Source organism: Pseudovibrio ascidiaceicola, assembly GCF_900114245.1.
Taxonomy (GTDB): domain Bacteria; phylum Pseudomonadota; class Alphaproteobacteria; order Rhizobiales; family Stappiaceae; genus Pseudovibrio; species Pseudovibrio ascidiaceicola.
In genome coordinates, this window is sequence record NZ_FOSK01000005.1 from 101,715 (window position 1) to 119,115 (window position 17,401).

A 17,401-nucleotide genomic window follows, 5' to 3' on the forward strand; every position below is an offset into this window, starting at 1 on the left:
CTGTGCTCCAGTCACTCTCTATTGCGTTTTATTGCAGGCCTGTGCAACAGCCCGGGCAATCACCTGCTCCTCGTTGGTGGGCATGATGAAGACGCGGACTGGTCCGGTTCCGATTTCCGGGGCGTTAGCCTTGTTTTTCTCCTGATCGATGGTGATGCCAAGGAATGCCAGCGGTTCGCAGACATTGGAGCGCACGCGTGCTGAGTTCTCGCCTACTCCAGCACTGAAGATCAGCGCATCAATGCCTTCCAACGTGGCGGCCATGGCGCCCACTTCGCGGCGGATCTGGTAGCTGTAGTAGTTGACGGCTTGTCTGGAAAACAGCTCTTCAGAATGCTCCAGCACGCGCATGTCGGAGGATTCCTCAGACAATCCTAAAAGCCCGCTGCGGCGGTAGATGATGTTCTCGATCTCTTCTGCCGACAGTTCTTTTTCCTGCATCAGGTAGAGCATGACGCCCGGGTCCAAACGCCCGCACCGTGTGCCCATGGGCAGGCCATCTACGGCAGAAAAGCTGGTGCTCGCGTTGATGGAGCGGCCATCTTCCACGGCGCACATGGAAGCGCCATTGCCCAGATGCGCGATCACGAGACGTCCGCGTGCCACATCCGGATATTCGCGGTGCATCTCACTGCAGATATAGTCGAAGGAGAGACCGTGGAAGCCATAGCGGCGGACACCTTCCTCATAAAAATGGCGTGGTATGGCAAAGGCGTCATTGGGGAAGGTGTGACCGGCATGGAAGGCCGTATCAAAGCACCCGATCTGCAGCACGCCGGGAAATACATGCTTGGCCGCACGGATGGTTGCCAGACTGTAAGGCTGGTGCAGCGGCGCCAGCGGGATCAGCTGTTCCAGCTCCTGCACCACTTCTGAGGTCAGCTCTGTTGGTTTGTAAAACGCGTTGCCGCCATGGACGATGCGGTGGCCAATGCCTACCACGGACTTACCCTTCAGATGGGGTTCCACGCGGGTGAAGATGGAAACGACAGCGCCGGCATGGTCAACGTGGCCCAGATCTTCCACGATCTGCTCACTCGCTGTCTGCATTTTCAGACGGGCTTGAGGGCCAAGACGCTCAATGATGCCGGAGATGAAAAGCTCAGGCTCGGTCTTCGCTTTGTAAAGCGCAAACTTGACTGAGGATGATCCGGTATTGAGCGTAAAATAGAAACTCATGCTTTCTGGCTCGCAGCGTAAAGAAGCGCAACAGCGCAAGACATCAATCGGGCCTTATCGTCATCTGCACGGCTGGTGAGGATCACCGGACAGCGGGCACCCATAACAACTCCGCACACTTCTGCATGGGCAACAAAGGCCAATTCCTTGGCTAGCATATTGCCAGATTCCAGATTAGGCACAACCAGTACATCTGCCCTACCTGCAACAAGGGAGGTGATGCCCTTGGTCACGGCAGCATCAATGTCGATGGCGTTGTCCATGGCCAGTGGGCCATCCACGATGCCGCCTTTGATCTGGCCGCGTTCTGCCATTTTGGAAAGGATCGCTGCATCCATGGTGGAGGGGATTTTGGTGTTTACCGTTTCTACAGCTGACAAGATGCCCACCTTGGGCTGCTGCTGGCCAAGCGCCAGTGCCAGATTGATGGCATTCTGGACAATGTCGACCTTGGCTTCCAGATCTGGTGAGATGTTGATGGCTGCATCGGTGATAAACAGCAAATGGTCCAATCCCGGCACATCCATCACAAACACATGGCTGAGGCGATTGTCCGTGCGCAAGCCCACATCCCGTTTGACGATCTGTGCCAGCAGCACATCGGTGTGGAGCTGTCCTTTCATGATGGCTTGGGCCTTACCCTCGCGCACCAGGGCAACGGCCTGTGCTGCCGCCTGGCTGTGGCTTGCAACATCAATGATATCGCAATGAGCCAGATCTTTGCCAAGACGGTCCGCAGCGTCCTCAATCTTTTCTCGCGAGCCAATCAGGACAGGCTCAATCAGCGTGTTTTCAGCAGCCAGTAATGCGCCGCCCAGTGACTTGCGGTCTTCCGGCGCGACAACGGCGGTGATCAGTGGAGGCAGTGGGCGCGCAAGATCCAGCAATCGGTCAAAGTGCTCGTGACTGCGCACTGTCAGGCCGGGGAGGCTCACTGCCTTGGCGATTTTGCTGGTGCGCGGGGCGATGACCTCAGCCTCGCCCTCTACAATCACCTGACCGCCTGCACGTTCTACAGTGGTTCGCAGCGTCACCACATAATCAGGTAGCTTTTCCGTCACCTTTACACGGGCTGTCAGGTGGTCGCCTTCATAGGCGCGGCCCAGAAAGCGCAGGCTCTGGCTTTTGTAAAGTGTGCCCGGTCCGGGCATCTGGTTGCCCAACACTGCGGAAATCAGGCTTGCGACCCAGAGCGAAGGGGCGACACCTTCAAAGTCGCCGTCTCCGTCGCGGTCCTCCTTGGGCAGGTGAATGGGGTTGAGATCGCCGGAGGCATGGGCAGAGACGTAAAAGTCATCAGCAGAGCAGGTCCGCTCATACGTGGCTTCCATGCCCACTTCGATCTGGTCATACGGAGTATTCTTGTAGGTTGTTGTCATCAAACCTTCCTAACCCCATTTGAGCGACTTCTTCAGACAATGCCACAGTTCCAGCGAATTGGGCGCCATATTTTCTTCCTTGCCGATGATGTAGGACACGGCTTTGTACGCAAAGGTCTTGTCCTTCTCGCTTTTCAGCAAGCCCGGCAACGCATTATACCCTGCTTCCATTTCGAAACGGGAAATGAGCGTCTGATCATGAATGAGGAAGTTGCGCTCTTTCGGATCCATGGATTTGAAGGGTGCCCATGTGGTCAGCACTTCGTTGAACCGTTCCAGCTTTTCGCCGCGCACTTCGGTGCGGGTGTCGGCAATCATCAGCACAATGCGCACGATAGCCGCTGCAGCACCGCCTTTTTCGATCTTTTTCAGCGCGTTCTGAATGCTGGTCAGGCTGTGCAGGTCCTGCAGTGGCACCTTTGGCCTGCGGAATGACAAGGCCTTGCCGTATTCCACGGCTGGCGGTGAGGCCCAGAAGGTGAGGAAGCTGTTTTCTATGAAGGCTTCGCGCATATCCTTGAGCGCATCCCAGCCATATTCAATGCTGTCGGCCATCAGTTCCTCCCAGTAATGGAAGGGTGTTTTGGCCATGTTTGGTGTGTGGTTCTCCTTCACCGCTGCTGCGGCCATCGTGGGCCAGAACATGAAAGGGTTGGTGGAGGCAAAAGCACCATTTGCCAGCCGCATGGGGTGCATGTCGCGCGTTGCATCTGCCGTTTGCGGGCTATTCATGGTTTTCAGAACAGGGCCGATGGTGCTGTCATACATGTCCTCCCAGCTTTCTGAAAAGCGGGCGACACCTGCAAACGCTTTTTCTTCATCGCGCTCACCAGTTTCCAGTAGCATTTCATCAATGGTCTTACGGGCAAAGCTCACCTTGAACTTAGCATCACACCCCTTGCCTTTTTGCTCTTCGATCTGCAGTTTGTAGAGCCCCGGAGGCATGGCCTCAATTGTCTTCAGCGTGGAGGCCACCTGCGTGTGTTCGCGCTTGGCAACGCTGGAAGACACGAAGATGCCCAGATGCCCGACCTGATCATGAAGCATATAAAGGATACGCTGACCGAGGATCTCGATCTCGGCTTCATCCGTGTAGGTATCGGCAATCCAGTTGAGCGCCTGATCCGGTGGGGTGATGTTGTCGCCGTAAGAGGAAAACACGATGATGGGCGACTTGATGGTCTTCAGGTCGATGGGGCGTCCCGGTTCCAGAAACGCTTCGTTTTTCGCCAGCTTGTTGCCGATGAAAAGGTTGTCCAGAATCCAGCGGAATTCCTCCTCCGTCATGTAGTAGAAGCCGCTCCACCATTTCTGGAATTCCAGATAGCGCTCTTCGCCACTGTCGATGTTGGTGTAAAGGTCATAGTACTTGCGGAACCAGTTGCGGCCCGGGTTCAACATCTCGAAATTCTGCACCAGATTGGCGCCGTCAAAGACGCCGTTGCCCAGATCGGCGGAGAGCAAAGCAGGCACAATGCCGCCCGTCAGGCCAGCTGAATAGCGCATGGGGTCCTGCCCCATTTTACCGCTCCAGTAGGACATAGGCGCGCCGTTGAGCACAATCGGCCCCACCAGATCCGGATAGATCGCGGCCAGAATAGCCGTCGCCCACCCACCCTGACAGTTACCAACCACAATCGGTTTCGGGCTGTCGGGATGGCGCGAGATGATCTCACGCAGGAAGGCCGCCTCGGCATGGGTGACGTGCGCCAGTTCCTGATTTGGCTCTGGCATGGGGTGAAAGGCGACGAAGTACACGGGGTGCCCGTCACGCAGGGCGACGCCCACCTGACTGTCATTCTTGAACCCGCCAATACCTGCACCATGGCCAGCGCGCGGATCGATGATCACATAGGGGCGCTTCCAGTCCAGCACCTCCACCCCTTCAGGCGGAATGATCTTCAAAAGCATGTAGTTACAGGGGCGCGGCAGGTTGCGACCTTCCACCACGATCTCGTAATCGTAGATCAGAACCGGCGGACAGCCTTTGGCCATGTGGTCAAAGTAGGTGTCACTGGCTTCGCGCAGGGCATCCATGGTCAGGATGGCGCGTTCGCTGGATTCCTTGAGATAATGCGACCACGCATCCAGCAGTTTCTTGGGCGTGTCGTACGGGCCCCAGGATGCCGCCAGTGCTTCGCTCTTGGTCTTTGACTTTGCCTGTTTCTTCTGCAGATCGTTCATCAGGCGCGTGGAGCGCCGTGAGTTGGCGACTTGCAAAAACTGGTTCTGTTCCGCGAGAGCCGCAAAGTAATCGGTCGTTCGCTTGCTAAAGAGTTCTACTTGCATAATCTACCTCGGTGCCTGCCTAACCAATGATGCGGTAACCGCCGTCAATGGGGTGAACCACGCCTGTGATGTTTCGAGCTTCATCACTGGCCAGAAAGGCGGCATATGCGCCAATGTCTTCAATACTTGCGAGTTTTCGTGTGGGCGCGCGCTGCGTTGCGTCGGCCAGCATCTCATCAAAGCTGGCAATGCCGCTGGCAGCCCGTGTTGCTAACGGGCCAGGCGACAAAGCGTTGACGGAGATGCCTTTCTGGCCCAGTTCTGCTGCCACATAGCGCGTGGTGCTTTCCAGCGCGGCTTTCACCGGGCCCATGATGTTGTAATGGCTGATCACCTTTTCCGAGCCATGAAACGTCACGGTCATGACGCTGGAGCCGGGGGACATCAGCGGTTCTGATTTGCGAATGAGGCGCAGGAAGGAGTGCACGGAGATGTCCATGGCCACCCCAAACCCCTCTGCCGAGCAATCCACCACGCGACCATGCAGGTCAGCCTGCGGGCAAAAGGCGATGGAATGCAGCAGAATGTCCAGCGAACCCCAAACCTGCTCGATTTGCTGGTACAGGGCCTCCATCTGGTCTGGATCTGTCACATCCAGCGGCGCAAAAATGGCTGCATTGGCTTCTTCTGCCAGTGGGGCCACATGCTTTTTCGCTTTGTCATTCAGGTATGTAAGAGCCAGTTCTGCGCCCTGTGCCTTCATGGCTTTAGCGCATCCCCATGCAATGGACTGGCTGTTCGCCACCCCAACAATAAGGGCTTTCTTGCCCTTCAATGAAAACATGCGGTCATTACCCTGTTGGTTGAACCCTGTCATTTGGAAGGAAAACAACAAGACTAGAAATAGCTATACAGGAGAAATAAGGAAAACCAAGGTGCGAAATCTAGTAAATGAATTGGGTGATTGTAATATTCAAAGAGTGGCTATTTGCGTGATATAGTAAAAATATAAATTATTTTGATTTTATAAATTTAATATTTTTATATGGCGAAGGAAAACTGGAAAGAATACAGGCTGGTTAGATTAAAAATGCAGAGTGGGGCCGACGCCGAAGCTTGTTATCCAGCAAACGGAAACTGTGATATTTGCTGTATCACCTTGTGAAAGTGCTTCAGGAAACAGTCTGCAAATAGCGGTGCAAATTAATGATCAGGAGGACGCGCAAAGACATCATGTGCCGCAATAAAGTCGTGAAATGCTGCGGAGTGATTGCCTTCAAAACAACCGAAGCTTTTTTAACCATGAACGCTGTTGTAGCCACGTAGGGCTTGTGGTTGATTTTCGTACTGGCAACGCCATGCACAACGAGGAGAGTGCCAGATATCTCCTTGTCATCCCCATTGCTCCCTCCCTCCCAGTCTACCAGTCCCATCGGTGGTCTCAAAATACCTAACTCCCTGAACCATCGCAATATTGTCATCAGTTTTGCTTGCTGGAAGGAAGAGAACGACAATTTTTTCCAAGTGGCAGGAACAGAGTGCCAGTCAGCACAGAACCATCAGACCAACGCTTATATGAGTGATGACTAAAGCGTGTACCCGGAACGTGCTTCCCGCATGAGGGCAAGCAGTTCCACTTTAAAGCGATGGTGCTTTCATGACCGGATCAAATTACTCAGTTTCAAACTCTCAGCCCCCGGCTCCTCAGCCCAACATTGCTCAATATGCAGATGTTGCCCCACCGAAGCCGAGTGAGCGGATCGTTGAAAACTCTCTCAACTACGTGACGAAGAAAACACCTCAGCACGAAGCGGTTCTGGGTGAAATCAAGCGCGAGCTCAATTCTTATTTCAGCACAGAAGTCACGGAAAAGGTAGTAGATCACTTCCTCTCCACAAAGCCGCACCTCCCAAAGTCGAGCATTCTTGCCACGCTCCTTCATGTGCCAAGCAAGGCTTCTCAGCAAGCGCAGGAAAAAGTGACAGCACTCTTTGAGGAAGCCCATGCCTATGGCACCAGACTGACGCTGGAAACGTTTTTTGAAGGGGCCGCGATCCCGGATGACCCGAAAAAGGCAGCAGAGGTTCTCACCACTCGTATTGTGGAGCTGGCCAAGAGCGCAGATGCGGATGGTATTTCCAGCATCACCCGGTCGCTGAGCTTTCTGGGTGGTTCAGACAACGCGGTGTTGAAAGAAGCCGTGCCGATTGCGTTGAAGGCGGTTCATTCCACCCTCGTCTATCCAGAAAGTGTGCGGACGCAGAACGCGGCGCAGGGGGGAGACGTTGCGCGCGTGCCGGGCGAAGTGACAACCCATCTGCTTGCACTCCTCAGAAATGAAGCGCAAACCCCGGGTCTGAACCCGACAACTGCTGGCCATCTGGCTGAGGTTGATGGGTATGTGAAGGATCAGGTGCTGGGCCATCGGATCTCCGTGCCGGAAACCCGCGAGTTGTTGACCGCTGTTGCGGATCGCCTCGAGGAGATCGGCCTGACGGGTCTTTCTGATGAGACAAAGACGCTGCTTAGCCAGCTGGGCAAGAGTGATAACCCGCCGCTGACGCGCCTGCACGATGCAATCTATTCCCGCGTACTCGACAGTACCTTTATTGCGGACATGGTTCACGACACACCGCAGTCCGTGATGAACTCCGCCCAACTGGTGAAAGATGGCATTCGCGATGTGATTTCCATCCAGACCCCGCGGGTGCAGAACCAGACGGCCATGACCATGCACCGGATGATGGCGGGTAATGAGCGGTTCTGGATGCCGGAATGCCCGGAACTGATGGAGTTTGTGCAAGGGCCGCGCGAAGATGCACTCTTGAATCTGGACAAGTTTTTGTCCGCACCAACCCGCAACGGATATGACGCCATTGCTGTTCCCATGCTGGTCGTGAAGTCCACGGTTGCCTTGCATGCTTTGTTGACCAAGACGGTGCCTACAGACCGGCAACCACTGGTCGTCAACGGCAAGCAGGTCGCCGACTTGCCTGCTTATATCAAGGTTGCGAACAAGGCCTATCAAGGGATCTGCAAGGAAGCCAACCGCACAAATGCGCCGGAAGATCCAGGTCTGGCGAGAGAAGACAGACCCAAAGTTGGGCGTACGGATACTCCAAAGAGTGCCCATGCGGGCATTACGCTTGGGTATCAGCCCGGCAGTGTTACGTTTGAAGGAGATGCAGACAAAATCCCAAGCACGCATCCGGCGGATGTGAATCTGCCAAAGCTGCAGGAACCGAGTAAGTCTCAGGTGGAAGCGCTGTCTCGCGGCATGCCGTTTGCCTCTGGCGTTTCTGGTTCGACCAACCTGAACCTGCATTTCCTGCATTATCTGAGGCACACCTCCCCTAACCCGGACCAGATCCCGGACTCCAAAGACTACATGGTCGCGAACACCATGTTCCTGAACTATGACGGCGGTCACTCAATCCACGAGGCACTTTGGGTTGGGCAGGAGCTGGACGGTACGCTGGGGCTGGATCTCGGTCTGGCACAAGCGAAGCCAGATGGAACACAGATCGACTCGTCAAGCTATGTCTCCGACCTCAATGACTTCATCGGCCTCTACGATGGCACGGAGACTGGCGATGCTTTGGCACGAGCCAAGGACAACGCCTTTGATGCGACGCTGGATTACTTTGATGAGCACAGCTACGCAGCTGGGAAACCCGTGGGCGCAGCCTGAGCCTCAAACCATATTGAGAATAGAACATGAAACACGCTGAAACACTTATTGCCGAGCTTGGCGAGAAAATCGGGCTGCCAAACCTTCAACTGGACGAGGAAGGGCTTTGCTCTTTTGACGTTGAGGAGGAGTTTATGCTCACTTTGGGCGCGAACAATCAGGATGAGGTGATCCTGTTCGCCCTGCTGCCTGACATCCAGAAAGACAAACGCGAAGCAGGGTATCGGTTGTTGCTGCAAGCCAACCTGCTGGGCAAAGGCACCGGAGATGCGGTTCTTGCCATGACAGAAGGCGACAACCAGCCAGCGCTGAACTCAAGGTTCTCTGCCAAGAGCCTTGGTGTGACGCAGCTTGAAGAGAAGCTGGATACATTCATCAAGCTCGTCAAACTGTGGCGCGTGACCATCGATTCCCTCAATACCTCGCAAAATGAGGGGGCAACACAGCTTCATCCTTCAAACGATGAATGGCTTCGTGCATAAACTTGAGCGCTTGCCATCCAGTTGGGCTGTCTTCAGCCAGCCCAACAGTCCTTTAGCCCTTTAAACCACTGCTCTGGACAGTGCTTGCTCCGTGATCTGGGTGCAGATTTTTTCTGCGATCAGGGGGGCAAGGATGACGCCGGGGTGGCTGCCTGCGACGAAGGCGTTGGAAAAGCCGTTGATGGGACGGGCCAGAGGCTCAATTAAATGGCTGGCGGGGCGCTGGCCGACATGAATGGACAGCAGCTCCACCTGACCGGCGTTGGTGAAGGTGTCTTTGACGGCCTGCACTATCTGCGCGCCAATACGCTCCAGCTCGGCAGGATCATCCGTTTCCGGCGGATTTTCAGCCAGAGCGAAGTTGCCAAGACCCAGGCTGCGCATCTCGATATCCGGCGTTTGCAGCACAGGGGTGAAGTCCGGCAGTTCTGCGCTGAGCTCAATGTAGGTGGACGGCGAGGTGTAAAGGCCATGTTTCGGCTCATACGGAGCGATCAGGCTGCCATTGCCGCCACCGGTCGCCAGTACGGTGAAATCACTGGCAAAGACCTCATCATTCATGCGGATGCCGTTGCAGTGATGGTCGGTGACATCCAATGCACTCATTGAGCTGTTCAGCACCACGTCGCCGCCCAGACGGATCAAGACATCAACCAGCTTTTCGATGACTTTAGGTGGATACCAGCTGACATCTTCTTCTGAATGGGCTGCCAGCTCTGGCGGGTTGGCGAGTGCTGGCAGATGCTGCTGCAGCTCTTGCTTGCTCATGGCGCGGGTTCGGGTGCCTGCCTGCCGTTGACGGTCAATCACGGCTTGCGTTTCTTCCGGAGTTGCGCGCCAAACAATGGCGCCGCCTTCCGCATCAAACAGCGTGCCGTCAAATTCGGCGTTCAAAGCTTTGTAACGCTGCATGCCATCGGTCAGTAACGGGAACAAATCTGGATGCTTAATCGGATCATTGGCGATGTGGCCAATCCAGCCAAAGGAGGTGCGGGAGACATCTCCGCCCACACAGTGGTTTGCATCAAACAGGGTGACTTTGAAACCTTGACGTACGAGTTTATACGCAATCATGGCTCCGGTAATCCCGGCCCCGATCACGTTAACGCTTAAATTCTGCATAGATGCCTCAGTTCAAAGAAAAAGATACCGGCCAGCGACAAACATCGCTGAGCAGCTGAAGAATTCAAAGGAATGGCTATGCGCAGACCCTAACGAACCCTCCTGTTCGGTGGAACCGGCATCCTGAAAAATAAGAGGGTAGTGATATATTTGTCGCGACTAATATAGGCGGCATGGTGATTTTGGTTACGGGTCGGTTTCGCGAGTAAAACAATGCCTTATAACTTATCGAAAGATATTTTGGGGGAAGCGGAGCATGTTGAACAGGGATTCGGAACTGGGCCAAGGGTCCTGTCTGAGGCTAAGACGATACTCGGAAACTAACTTCTGAGCGAATAAGTCTAAAGCGATAGTTCTAAAGTAGCTCGAAGTGCACTCTAGGAGAGATTTGCAACAAAGCCCGATCCCAGCAACACGGTTTTCATCCTGTGAGCATAGCTGTGTAGCATTTGCAGCGTGTGATCCGGATCAGTCCGCAAATGATTTAGGAAGGTATCTTTCGGCAGCACCATCGTTTGTAGATGAGATCTTGCGATCACATCTACAGACTGAGTATCATCGGTCAAAAGGGCTAATTCGCCAAGAACCTGACCTTCGCCCAAGACGGCTAGAGCAGCGCCGGATTCAGCATGGCGCACTTCTGCTTCGCCTTCAATAATCACAAAAGCCGAGTTTCCCTTTACACCAGCCTGCAACACAGTTTCGCCGGCGTTGAACAGCATGTACTCGTAGGATTGCAGGAAATTATAAAGTTGGGTGCGTTTCGCAAATGTTAGAAAACTGTCTGCCAAGTCTCTCATATCCAGCATCATAGGGACGAAATTCCCCCCCAAGTGCGGATCATACCGCAAGTCGCCAACAGGTTTGAAACCAACGCGACCTAAAAGTTTGCCGATAGCCGGGTTCGTTGGCGCGATGACATGCGTAATGTCGTTTGAAACGGCGAAATAAGCCGATAACGAAATCAGGTGAAGTGCAATACCTAGCGAGCGCTGCGCTTCACGAACACAGAACATGCCCACACTCATCATATTGACGTTCTCTTTTGGCAGATGCTGACGAAAATCGTAATAGTCATCCGCTGGCACCCCCACAGAGGAATCGACGTTAATCCTTAGCGCACCAACAATCCTGTCGTCTCGTGTCGCCAATATGTTTCGCGTTGTCGATAACGTGTCGAACCTGTCAACAACCCTCTGGTCAGCGGTTGGTTGAAACAATTTTTCTTGCAAACAGAACACGTCATACCGCAACTTCAGAATGCTATCGATCTGTACTGGATCCGTTGCGATGTTCAACCGGATTGGCATGATGCCTCGATCTCAACGCGAGTGCTGTTAACTTGTGCCTGGGCCAAGCATTCCCCACGATGCAACATTGTTGGCGTGGTGTTGGGGAGATAACGATCCTTCAGCTTGGGCCCCTCGGCCACATCCAGCAAAACATATCCTTGCTCGTTGATGAAACCGGCTAAATCCGTGCGCCGAATGGTCCAACTCACTGGTTCACCTTTCATTCGCAGATAGAGGCGCAACAAAGGGCCGCAATTGTTCTCGGGATCGGAGAAAGGGGTAACGCTACTGAATACGATCCGCGTCTTTTGGCCCAGTTCTCTGAGTCCTGAAAAGAGTGCTTTCACATCTGAAACCGGCAAGTACATGAGCACGCCTTCACAGATGAAAACAGCAGGTTTGGCGCCGTCATAGGACTCATGAGAAAGTAACGCTTCCTTAGCGCTGGTCTTTTTGAAATCCACTTCGATCAGATGAAGGTTGTCGGCCACTTGGCCATCTAAAGCCATTTGCTTGTGAGCACTGGTCGCCGGATGATCCAATTCAAAAAAAGTAACCTCGGGAAACTGCGAATGCAGTTCATAGGCAAGCGTATCTAAACCTGCGCCAAGGATTGCGACCGTGCTGTAGCCCTCGGAGAGGGCATTTTCGACAGCGTCGCGTATATACTTCTTACGTAACCCGTAATGCGTTGAAATACCGGGTAATGTCAGCCTTTCCATAAATGGAACGAGTGCACGAAACCAACGACTGTTGAGCTGCTTCAGTCGTTTTCTGCCTTCGTCAGAGCCGTCCAAGATAGTTTTGCCTGCTTTAAGAGCCTCTGCAGTGACAAGATGTCGATATCCTGGTTTTTCTGCAATCAACAACAAGCCTTGCAACACTGTGTAAGCGGTTGAACTTGCAACTCTGTCTTTCATTCTTGCTCCATAAACTTGCGCCTTGATTGACTAAGCACGCGGTCAAATCAGGGAACCCTGAGCAGGTATTTCTCAAGTAGGTTGTCATTTGGCGATTGTTATCGACGTTGCCACAGGTCTTAAGTGTCCAGATTGGATCGGCGCGTTGTTTGGTCTAAGCGCAATTGCCCGCAGCTTGCGATTTCTAGCGGTGCGTGGGATTGCAGAGGCTCTGCCCCGGTGAAGGCCGAAACGCGATCAGAACTGCAGAGCAAGGTTCGCCTTAAGCCCCTAATTGGTGAAGTTGGAACCGAAACAGCCATTGCAGTTCAGGCCGAAGGCCGCATCCGCCCTAATGACCGATTGCCGAGCCGAGATCGATCCAGTATTGAGCACGCAGTCCGAGGGGGCGAAGATGTCGTCCAGATCCTGCCCGTTGGCCGTCAGCTTCAGAATGCTGTCAATGAAACTGGTGTAATCATAGCCATCGAAAATACCAAAGCGGGTATGATCGCTGATCCTAAGCAGATGCGATATGAATTATGGCTCACGATTAAATCCCCCTCAATCGCGATGGAAGCTACTTTATCGACGATGTTGCCACAACAATCATTTTTTTAGACACTTATAGCAAAAAGCTATAGGTGCTTCGGAACCGGCATCCTGAAAATTAAAAGGGTAGTGATATATTCACCGCGACTAATACAGGTGGCGAGTAATATTTTCTAACTATTTGATTCAGCTATGAAAATATGTGCTTGTAGCGTTTCTGGCCACCATGTTCTCTGATCTTTCGTGAAAAAATGCTTGATATTTTCACAGCGAATGGTGAAAATATCGGGAAATATTTCACGGAATCGCGATGCATGACCATTACAAGCACATTGGGAGAAGATCTGAAGGCGCTTCGCATTGCGCGCGGTTTGACGCTGGAAGAACTGGCAAAACAACTGGGTCGCTCGGTCGGCTGGCTCTCTCAGGTGGAGCGGGATAAATCCACGCCGCGCCATACGGACCTGAAGCAGTTTGCCGAGGTGTTTGGTGTTCAGCTCTCCCTGTTTTTCGGCAATGCAGACGCGCCGGAAAATGAGAGAGGTCGTGTAGTGCGGGATGGCAACCGCCGCGTGATTGGCGAGCGGGACAAAGGCCTGCTGGAAACACTGGTATCACCAGACCTGACCGACAGCTTCGAGATGATCCATTCCACCTTTCAGCCGGGCTCTCACCGCAGCGAGGCGATTACACGCCCTACGCAGGAGGTGGCCTACATGGTCTCTGGCAAGCTGGATGTGTGGATTGGAGAGGAGGCCTTCACAGTGGAGGCTGGAGACAGTTTCCGCATCAAGGAGACATCCTATCGCTGGTCCAATCCGTACGCCGAGCCTGCCGTCGCCATCTGGGTGATTTCGCCGCCGGTTTACTAGGGCCGTTCCTCAAACATACGTTTTCAAGCAAGAACAATACCCGTCTCACAGAGAAAAACGGGAGAGGACTACATGATAAACGAATAGATTTTGGAGGAGGTGCGCATGTCTATCCCAACCACCGCGCGGGTTGTTATTATCGGCGGGGGCGTTGTCGGCGTTTCCACGCTGTACCATCTGGCAAAACTGGGCTGGAGTGACTGCGTTCTTCTGGAAAAGAATGAGCTGACGGCAGGCTCCACGTGGCATGCAGCGGGCAATTGCCCCAACTTTGCCACCAGCTATGCGGTGATGAACATGCAGCGTTACGGTTTGGAGCTGTATCGCGGTCTGGCTGACGAGGTGGACTACCCCATCAATTACCATGTGACCGGCGCGATCCGACTGGCGCACAGCCACAACCGGATGATGGAGTTTGAACATGTGGCTGCCATGGCTGAGCACATGGGGCTGAAGATCGACATGTGCACGCCAGACCAGTTGCAGCAGCACTTTCCCTTTATGGAAACACACGATCTGGAAGGTGGCCTCTGGGATCCGCTGGACGGCGATATTGATCCAGCACAAGTGACACAAGCCCTTGCCAAAGGCGCACGGGGATTGGGAGCCCGGATCCTACGGTTTACCCCGGCCACAGGCGTGCGCCGCGAAGGTGGAGAATGGATCGTTTGTACTGAGACGGGCGAGATCCGCTGCGAGTATGTGGTGAATGCAGCCGGCTATTATGCTGCTCGCGTGGGTGAATGGTTTGAGCCGTATGGCGGGCGCAGTGTGCCTTCCGTTACCATGAGCCATCAGTATTTCATGACAGAGGCTGTTCCTGAGGTGGAGGCATGGACCAAGGCGCAGGGCCGCAAGCTGCCCATGCTGCGTGATCCGGATACGTCCTATTATCTGCGACAAGAAACGGGCGGGTTCAATCTTGGGCCCTATGAGCGCGCCTGCCGAACCGCATGGACCTCATCGGACGACCCTATGCCGGATGACTTCAGTTTCCAGCTCTACCCCGATGATCTGGAACGGTTGGAGTTTTACATCGAAGATGCCATGGCCCGCGTGCCTTTGCTCGGAACGCAAGGCGTGAAACGCAACATCAATGGCCCAATCCCCTATGCACCTGATGGCTTGCCTATGATTGGCCCCATGCCCGGTGTGCCCAACGCATTTGAGGTGCACTCCTTCACCTTTGGCATTGCGCAGGGCGGCGGGGCTGGCAAAGTGGCGGCAGAGTGGATTGTACACGGCCAGACCGAGTGGGACATGTGGGCTGTCGATCCAAGACGCTACACCGATTACACCGATAAGCAGTATTGCATCGATAAGGCGAAAGAAGTCTACGGCCACGAATACGCCATGCATTTTCCCCATCACGAATGGCCAGCGGGCCGCGACCGCAAACTTTCACCGAACCACACCAAACTGTTGGAGTTGGGCGGACAGATGGGGGCCTACAACGGCTGGGAGCGGGCCAACTGGTTCGCGAAAACAGGAGACGACACCAGCGAGGATGCCACACAGACATGGACCCGCTCCGGCCCATGGGAACAGCGGGTGCGTGAGGAGTGTGAGGCTGTGCGTGACCATGTTGGCGTGCTGGACCTCCCCGGCTTCTCGCGGTTCAAACTCTCAGGGGCTGGTGCTGCTGACTGGTTGCGAGGGCAGATTGCGGGTGCTCTGCCCAAGACTGGCCGCATGACCCTTGGCTATTTCCCCGATGATCGCGGGCGGGTGCTGACGGAAATGTCTATCCTGCGTCATGACGCTGATGAGTTCACGCTGATCACCGCCGCCTTAGCGCAGTGGCATGACTTTGAACTGCTAAAAGCCCGTCTGCCAGAGGCATTGGCACTGGAAGACCAGACAAGGAAGACGACAACTCTGATCGTCACCGGCCCGCAATCCCGTCAGCTGCTTGCCCCCATGCTTGAAGCGGATTTATCCCTGAGTTGGTTGAGCCTGCAACAGGCTAGCATCCTTGGAAAGCCTGCAATGTTGGTGCGTGTGTCCTTTGCGGGTGAGCTGGGCTGGGAAATCCACGCCAACATTCAGGATATGCCAGAAATTTATCAGGCGATCCTTGCAGCTGGCGCCAAACCGTTTGGTATGTATGCGCTCAACGCCCTGAGGTTGGAGAAAGGCTATCGCAGTTGGAAGGGGGATCTCTCGACCGATTACAGCGTGCTGGAAGCGGGGCTGGGCAGGTTCGCAAAGCTGGACAAACCTCGGGACTTTCCCGGTAAGGCCGCATTGTTGAAAGAGCAGGCTGAAGGCGTGAGGCGTCGCTTTGTGACAATGATTGTGGAGGCTGAAGAGTGTGATGCCCCTTACATGTCTACCATCTGGCTCGGGGATCAGATGGTCGGGGAAGTTACTTCTGGCGGGTGGGGTTACCGCGTCAATGCTTCCATCGCGCTTGGCGTTGTACGGGCTGATCTGGCAAAACCGGGAACGGAGCTGATCATCAAAATCTACGGCAAGCCTTACAAGGCGATCGTACAGCCGGATGAACCACTTTGGGACCCGGAGAATGAGCGCCTCAGAGATCAAAGTCTGTCTGAGAATGTCGTCTTGGAAGGGCACATGGCGTAGAGCCTGTTCGTTTGAAATGATCTGCGGCATTCGTATCTCTCCTGCTCCACACGACTGAAGCAGAAAAATACGAGTGCCGTAATAGTTGGATATGTGATCTATACTTGTAATTATTTGAGTCTGCATATGTATAAATCTCCATTTATACTTCTGTGTATTTCATTTTTTAACATAATATAGCTATGCGTGATGAATTATGGCGAGTGTTTGTATGTTGACATCTAAGTAGTCAGTTATATTTAATTGTATGTCAGACATGGATAGGCTAGTCTTATCCTTCTGTTCTTATGATGAGGCTGATGCGCGATGGTATCGACATACACTCAGGATCTGCGAGATCAGATCACCGAGGAACTGGCCCGGCAGTTATTTTCTGCTGAGTTGAAGCCCGGTGATTTTCTGCCCAAGGAGCTTGAGCTCACAGATCAGTTTGGTGTGAGCCGCGCCACTATGCGCAGTGCGTTGGCAACCTTCACCAATCACGGCATCATTGAGCGTATCTCCGGGTTTGGTACACGTGTTAAAGATTATCAGGAGTGGAATATCCTCTCCCCGCAAGTGGCCACGTGGATCGCCCAGTATGGTGGCAACACGTTGATTTTCGCGCGGGAGATCTTCCGGTTTCGTACCTCTGTTGAACCATTCATCGCCATGGAAGCCGCCCGCCGCGCCACCGCCAAGGACCTCATGAAAATTGAAGCGGCGTGGAACGGTATGCATGCGGCCATGCAAAAGGATGATCTGACCTATCGCGGCAAGCACTTCCAGCAATATGACACTCAGTTTCATGAGGCGATCTATCAGGCCACGCATAATCTGGTGTGGGTGCAGATTGGACGCAGCACCATGCCAGCTGTGTTTGTTCTGATCAAAAAGACCACAGAGGCCGCCAGTGAGTTGAGCGACAGTCTGGAACGTCACCGCCACCTTCTGGAAGCCATTCGTCTGCGAGATGCTGAGGCGGCTCGTAAAGCCTCCGTCCGCATTATTGACCGAGCAGCCTATGATCTTGATCTGAGTGACCTGAACGAAGAGATCCGCGATAACTCGCTGGCCAATGTTGTGCTGCAAAACGAACGCGACCGCCTCTCCTCTGACTGAACTGTCATCCCCTC

Annotated in this window: 13 protein-coding genes; 6 read left to right on the forward strand and 7 right to left on the reverse strand. The window is 54.0% G+C overall.

Annotation, left to right across the window (positions count from 1 at the left end; translation table 11 throughout):
• Positions 1–18: 18 nt before the first annotated feature.
• From BM231_RS10910 to fabI, 4 genes are read right to left on the reverse strand one after another with little or no spacing between them, the layout of a single operon-like run.
• Positions 19–1,179, reverse strand: coding sequence for an acetate/propionate family kinase (locus BM231_RS10910; RefSeq protein ID WP_093519295.1), 1,161 nt, complete (start codon positions 1,177–1,179; stop codon positions 19–21).
• Positions 1,176–2,558 (reverse strand): bifunctional enoyl-CoA hydratase/phosphate acetyltransferase, encoded by a 1,383-nt coding sequence (locus BM231_RS10915; RefSeq protein WP_093519297.1) that lies wholly within the window; start codon positions 2,556–2,558, stop codon positions 1,176–1,178. The genes BM231_RS10910 and BM231_RS10915 overlap by 4 nt, the downstream gene beginning before the upstream one ends.
• Positions 2,559–2,567: 9 nt before the next feature.
• Positions 2,568–4,847 (reverse strand): DUF3141 domain-containing protein, encoded by a 2,280-nt coding sequence (locus BM231_RS10920; protein ID WP_093519299.1) that lies wholly within the window; start codon positions 4,845–4,847, stop codon positions 2,568–2,570.
• A gap of 19 nt (positions 4,848–4,866) precedes the next feature.
• A complete protein-coding gene (gene fabI, locus BM231_RS10925; protein WP_093519301.1) occupies positions 4,867–5,631 on the reverse strand; it encodes an enoyl-ACP reductase FabI in 765 nt (254 codons plus the stop codon).
• An 813-nt stretch (positions 5,632–6,444) separates the two neighbouring features.
• Here fabI and BM231_RS10935 point away from each other — a divergent pair.
• The gene (locus BM231_RS10935) at positions 6,445–8,478 is read left to right on the forward strand and encodes a hypothetical protein (RefSeq protein ID WP_093519305.1); all 2,034 of its coding nucleotides are present in this window, start codon (positions 6,445–6,447) and stop codon (positions 8,476–8,478) included.
• A 26-nt stretch (positions 8,479–8,504) separates the two neighbouring features.
• Positions 8,505–8,960: a CesT family type III secretion system chaperone gene (locus BM231_RS10940; RefSeq protein ID WP_093519307.1), complete on the forward strand. Its 456-nt coding sequence runs from the start codon at positions 8,505–8,507 to the stop codon at positions 8,958–8,960.
• A gap of 60 nt (positions 8,961–9,020) precedes the next feature.
• Here the strand turns inward: BM231_RS10940 and BM231_RS10945 are convergent, their stop codons facing one another.
• The 3 genes from BM231_RS10945 to BM231_RS10955 form a co-directional block, all read right to left on the reverse strand.
• Positions 9,021–10,082, reverse strand: coding sequence for an NAD(P)/FAD-dependent oxidoreductase (locus BM231_RS10945; RefSeq protein WP_093519309.1), 1,062 nt, complete (start codon positions 10,080–10,082; stop codon positions 9,021–9,023).
• Between the two features lie 377 nt (positions 10,083–10,459).
• The gene (locus tag BM231_RS10950) at positions 10,460–11,392 is read right to left on the reverse strand and encodes an N-acyl amino acid synthase FeeM domain-containing protein (protein WP_093519311.1); all 933 of its coding nucleotides are present in this window, start codon (positions 11,390–11,392) and stop codon (positions 10,460–10,462) included.
• Positions 11,377–12,294, reverse strand: a complete 918-nt coding sequence (locus tag BM231_RS10955; RefSeq protein ID WP_093519313.1) for a class I SAM-dependent methyltransferase — start codon at positions 12,292–12,294, stop codon at positions 11,377–11,379. The genes BM231_RS10950 and BM231_RS10955 overlap by 16 nt, the downstream gene beginning before the upstream one ends.
• A 123-nt stretch (positions 12,295–12,417) precedes the next feature.
• Here BM231_RS10955 and BM231_RS10960 point away from each other — a divergent pair, with 123 nt between their 5' ends.
• From BM231_RS10960 to BM231_RS10975, 4 genes are all read left to right on the forward strand, one after another.
• Positions 12,418–12,894, forward strand: coding sequence for a hypothetical protein (locus BM231_RS10960; protein ID WP_139226352.1), 477 nt, complete (start codon positions 12,418–12,420; stop codon positions 12,892–12,894).
• A 245-nt stretch (positions 12,895–13,139) separates the two neighbouring features.
• A complete protein-coding gene (locus tag BM231_RS10965; protein ID WP_093519711.1) occupies positions 13,140–13,697 on the forward strand; it encodes a helix-turn-helix domain-containing protein in 558 nt (185 codons plus the stop codon).
• A gap of 105 nt (positions 13,698–13,802) precedes the next feature.
• Positions 13,803–16,286, forward strand: coding sequence for a GcvT family protein (locus BM231_RS10970; protein ID WP_093519317.1), 2,484 nt, complete (start codon positions 13,803–13,805; stop codon positions 16,284–16,286).
• 306 nt (positions 16,287–16,592) lie between these two features.
• A complete protein-coding gene (locus BM231_RS10975; protein WP_093519319.1) occupies positions 16,593–17,387 on the forward strand; it encodes a FadR/GntR family transcriptional regulator in 795 nt (264 codons plus the stop codon).
• The last annotated feature ends 14 nt before the right edge of the window (positions 17,388–17,401 follow it).

Coding starts and splice junctions, on each gene's coding strand:
- fabI (WP_093519301.1), bottom strand. CDS start 5,631: ATGTTTTCATTGAAGGGCAAGAAAGCCCTTATTGTTGGGGTGGCGAAC.
- BM231_RS10915 (WP_093519297.1), bottom strand. CDS start 2,558: ATGACAACAACCTACAAGAATACTCCGTATGACCAGATCGAAGTGGGC.
- BM231_RS10945 (WP_093519309.1), bottom strand. CDS start 10,082: ATGCAGAATTTAAGCGTTAACGTGATCGGGGCCGGGATTACCGGAGCC.
- BM231_RS10950 (WP_093519311.1), bottom strand. CDS start 11,392: ATGCCAATCCGGTTGAACATCGCAACGGATCCAGTACAGATCGATAGC.
- BM231_RS10910 (WP_093519295.1), bottom strand. CDS start 1,179: ATGAGTTTCTATTTTACGCTCAATACCGGATCATCCTCAGTCAAGTTT.
- BM231_RS10955 (WP_093519313.1), bottom strand. CDS start 12,294: ATGAAAGACAGAGTTGCAAGTTCAACCGCTTACACAGTGTTGCAAGGC.
- BM231_RS10940 (WP_093519307.1), top strand. CDS start 8,505: ATGAAACACGCTGAAACACTTATTGCCGAGCTTGGCGAGAAAATCGGG.
- BM231_RS10965 (WP_093519711.1), top strand. CDS start 13,140: ATGACCATTACAAGCACATTGGGAGAAGATCTGAAGGCGCTTCGCATT.
- BM231_RS10970 (WP_093519317.1), top strand. CDS start 13,803: ATGTCTATCCCAACCACCGCGCGGGTTGTTATTATCGGCGGGGGCGTT.
- BM231_RS10920 (WP_093519299.1), bottom strand. CDS start 4,847: ATGCAAGTAGAACTCTTTAGCAAGCGAACGACCGATTACTTTGCGGCT.
- BM231_RS10935 (WP_093519305.1), top strand. CDS start 6,445: ATGACCGGATCAAATTACTCAGTTTCAAACTCTCAGCCCCCGGCTCCT.
- BM231_RS10975 (WP_093519319.1), top strand. CDS start 16,593: ATGGTATCGACATACACTCAGGATCTGCGAGATCAGATCACCGAGGAA.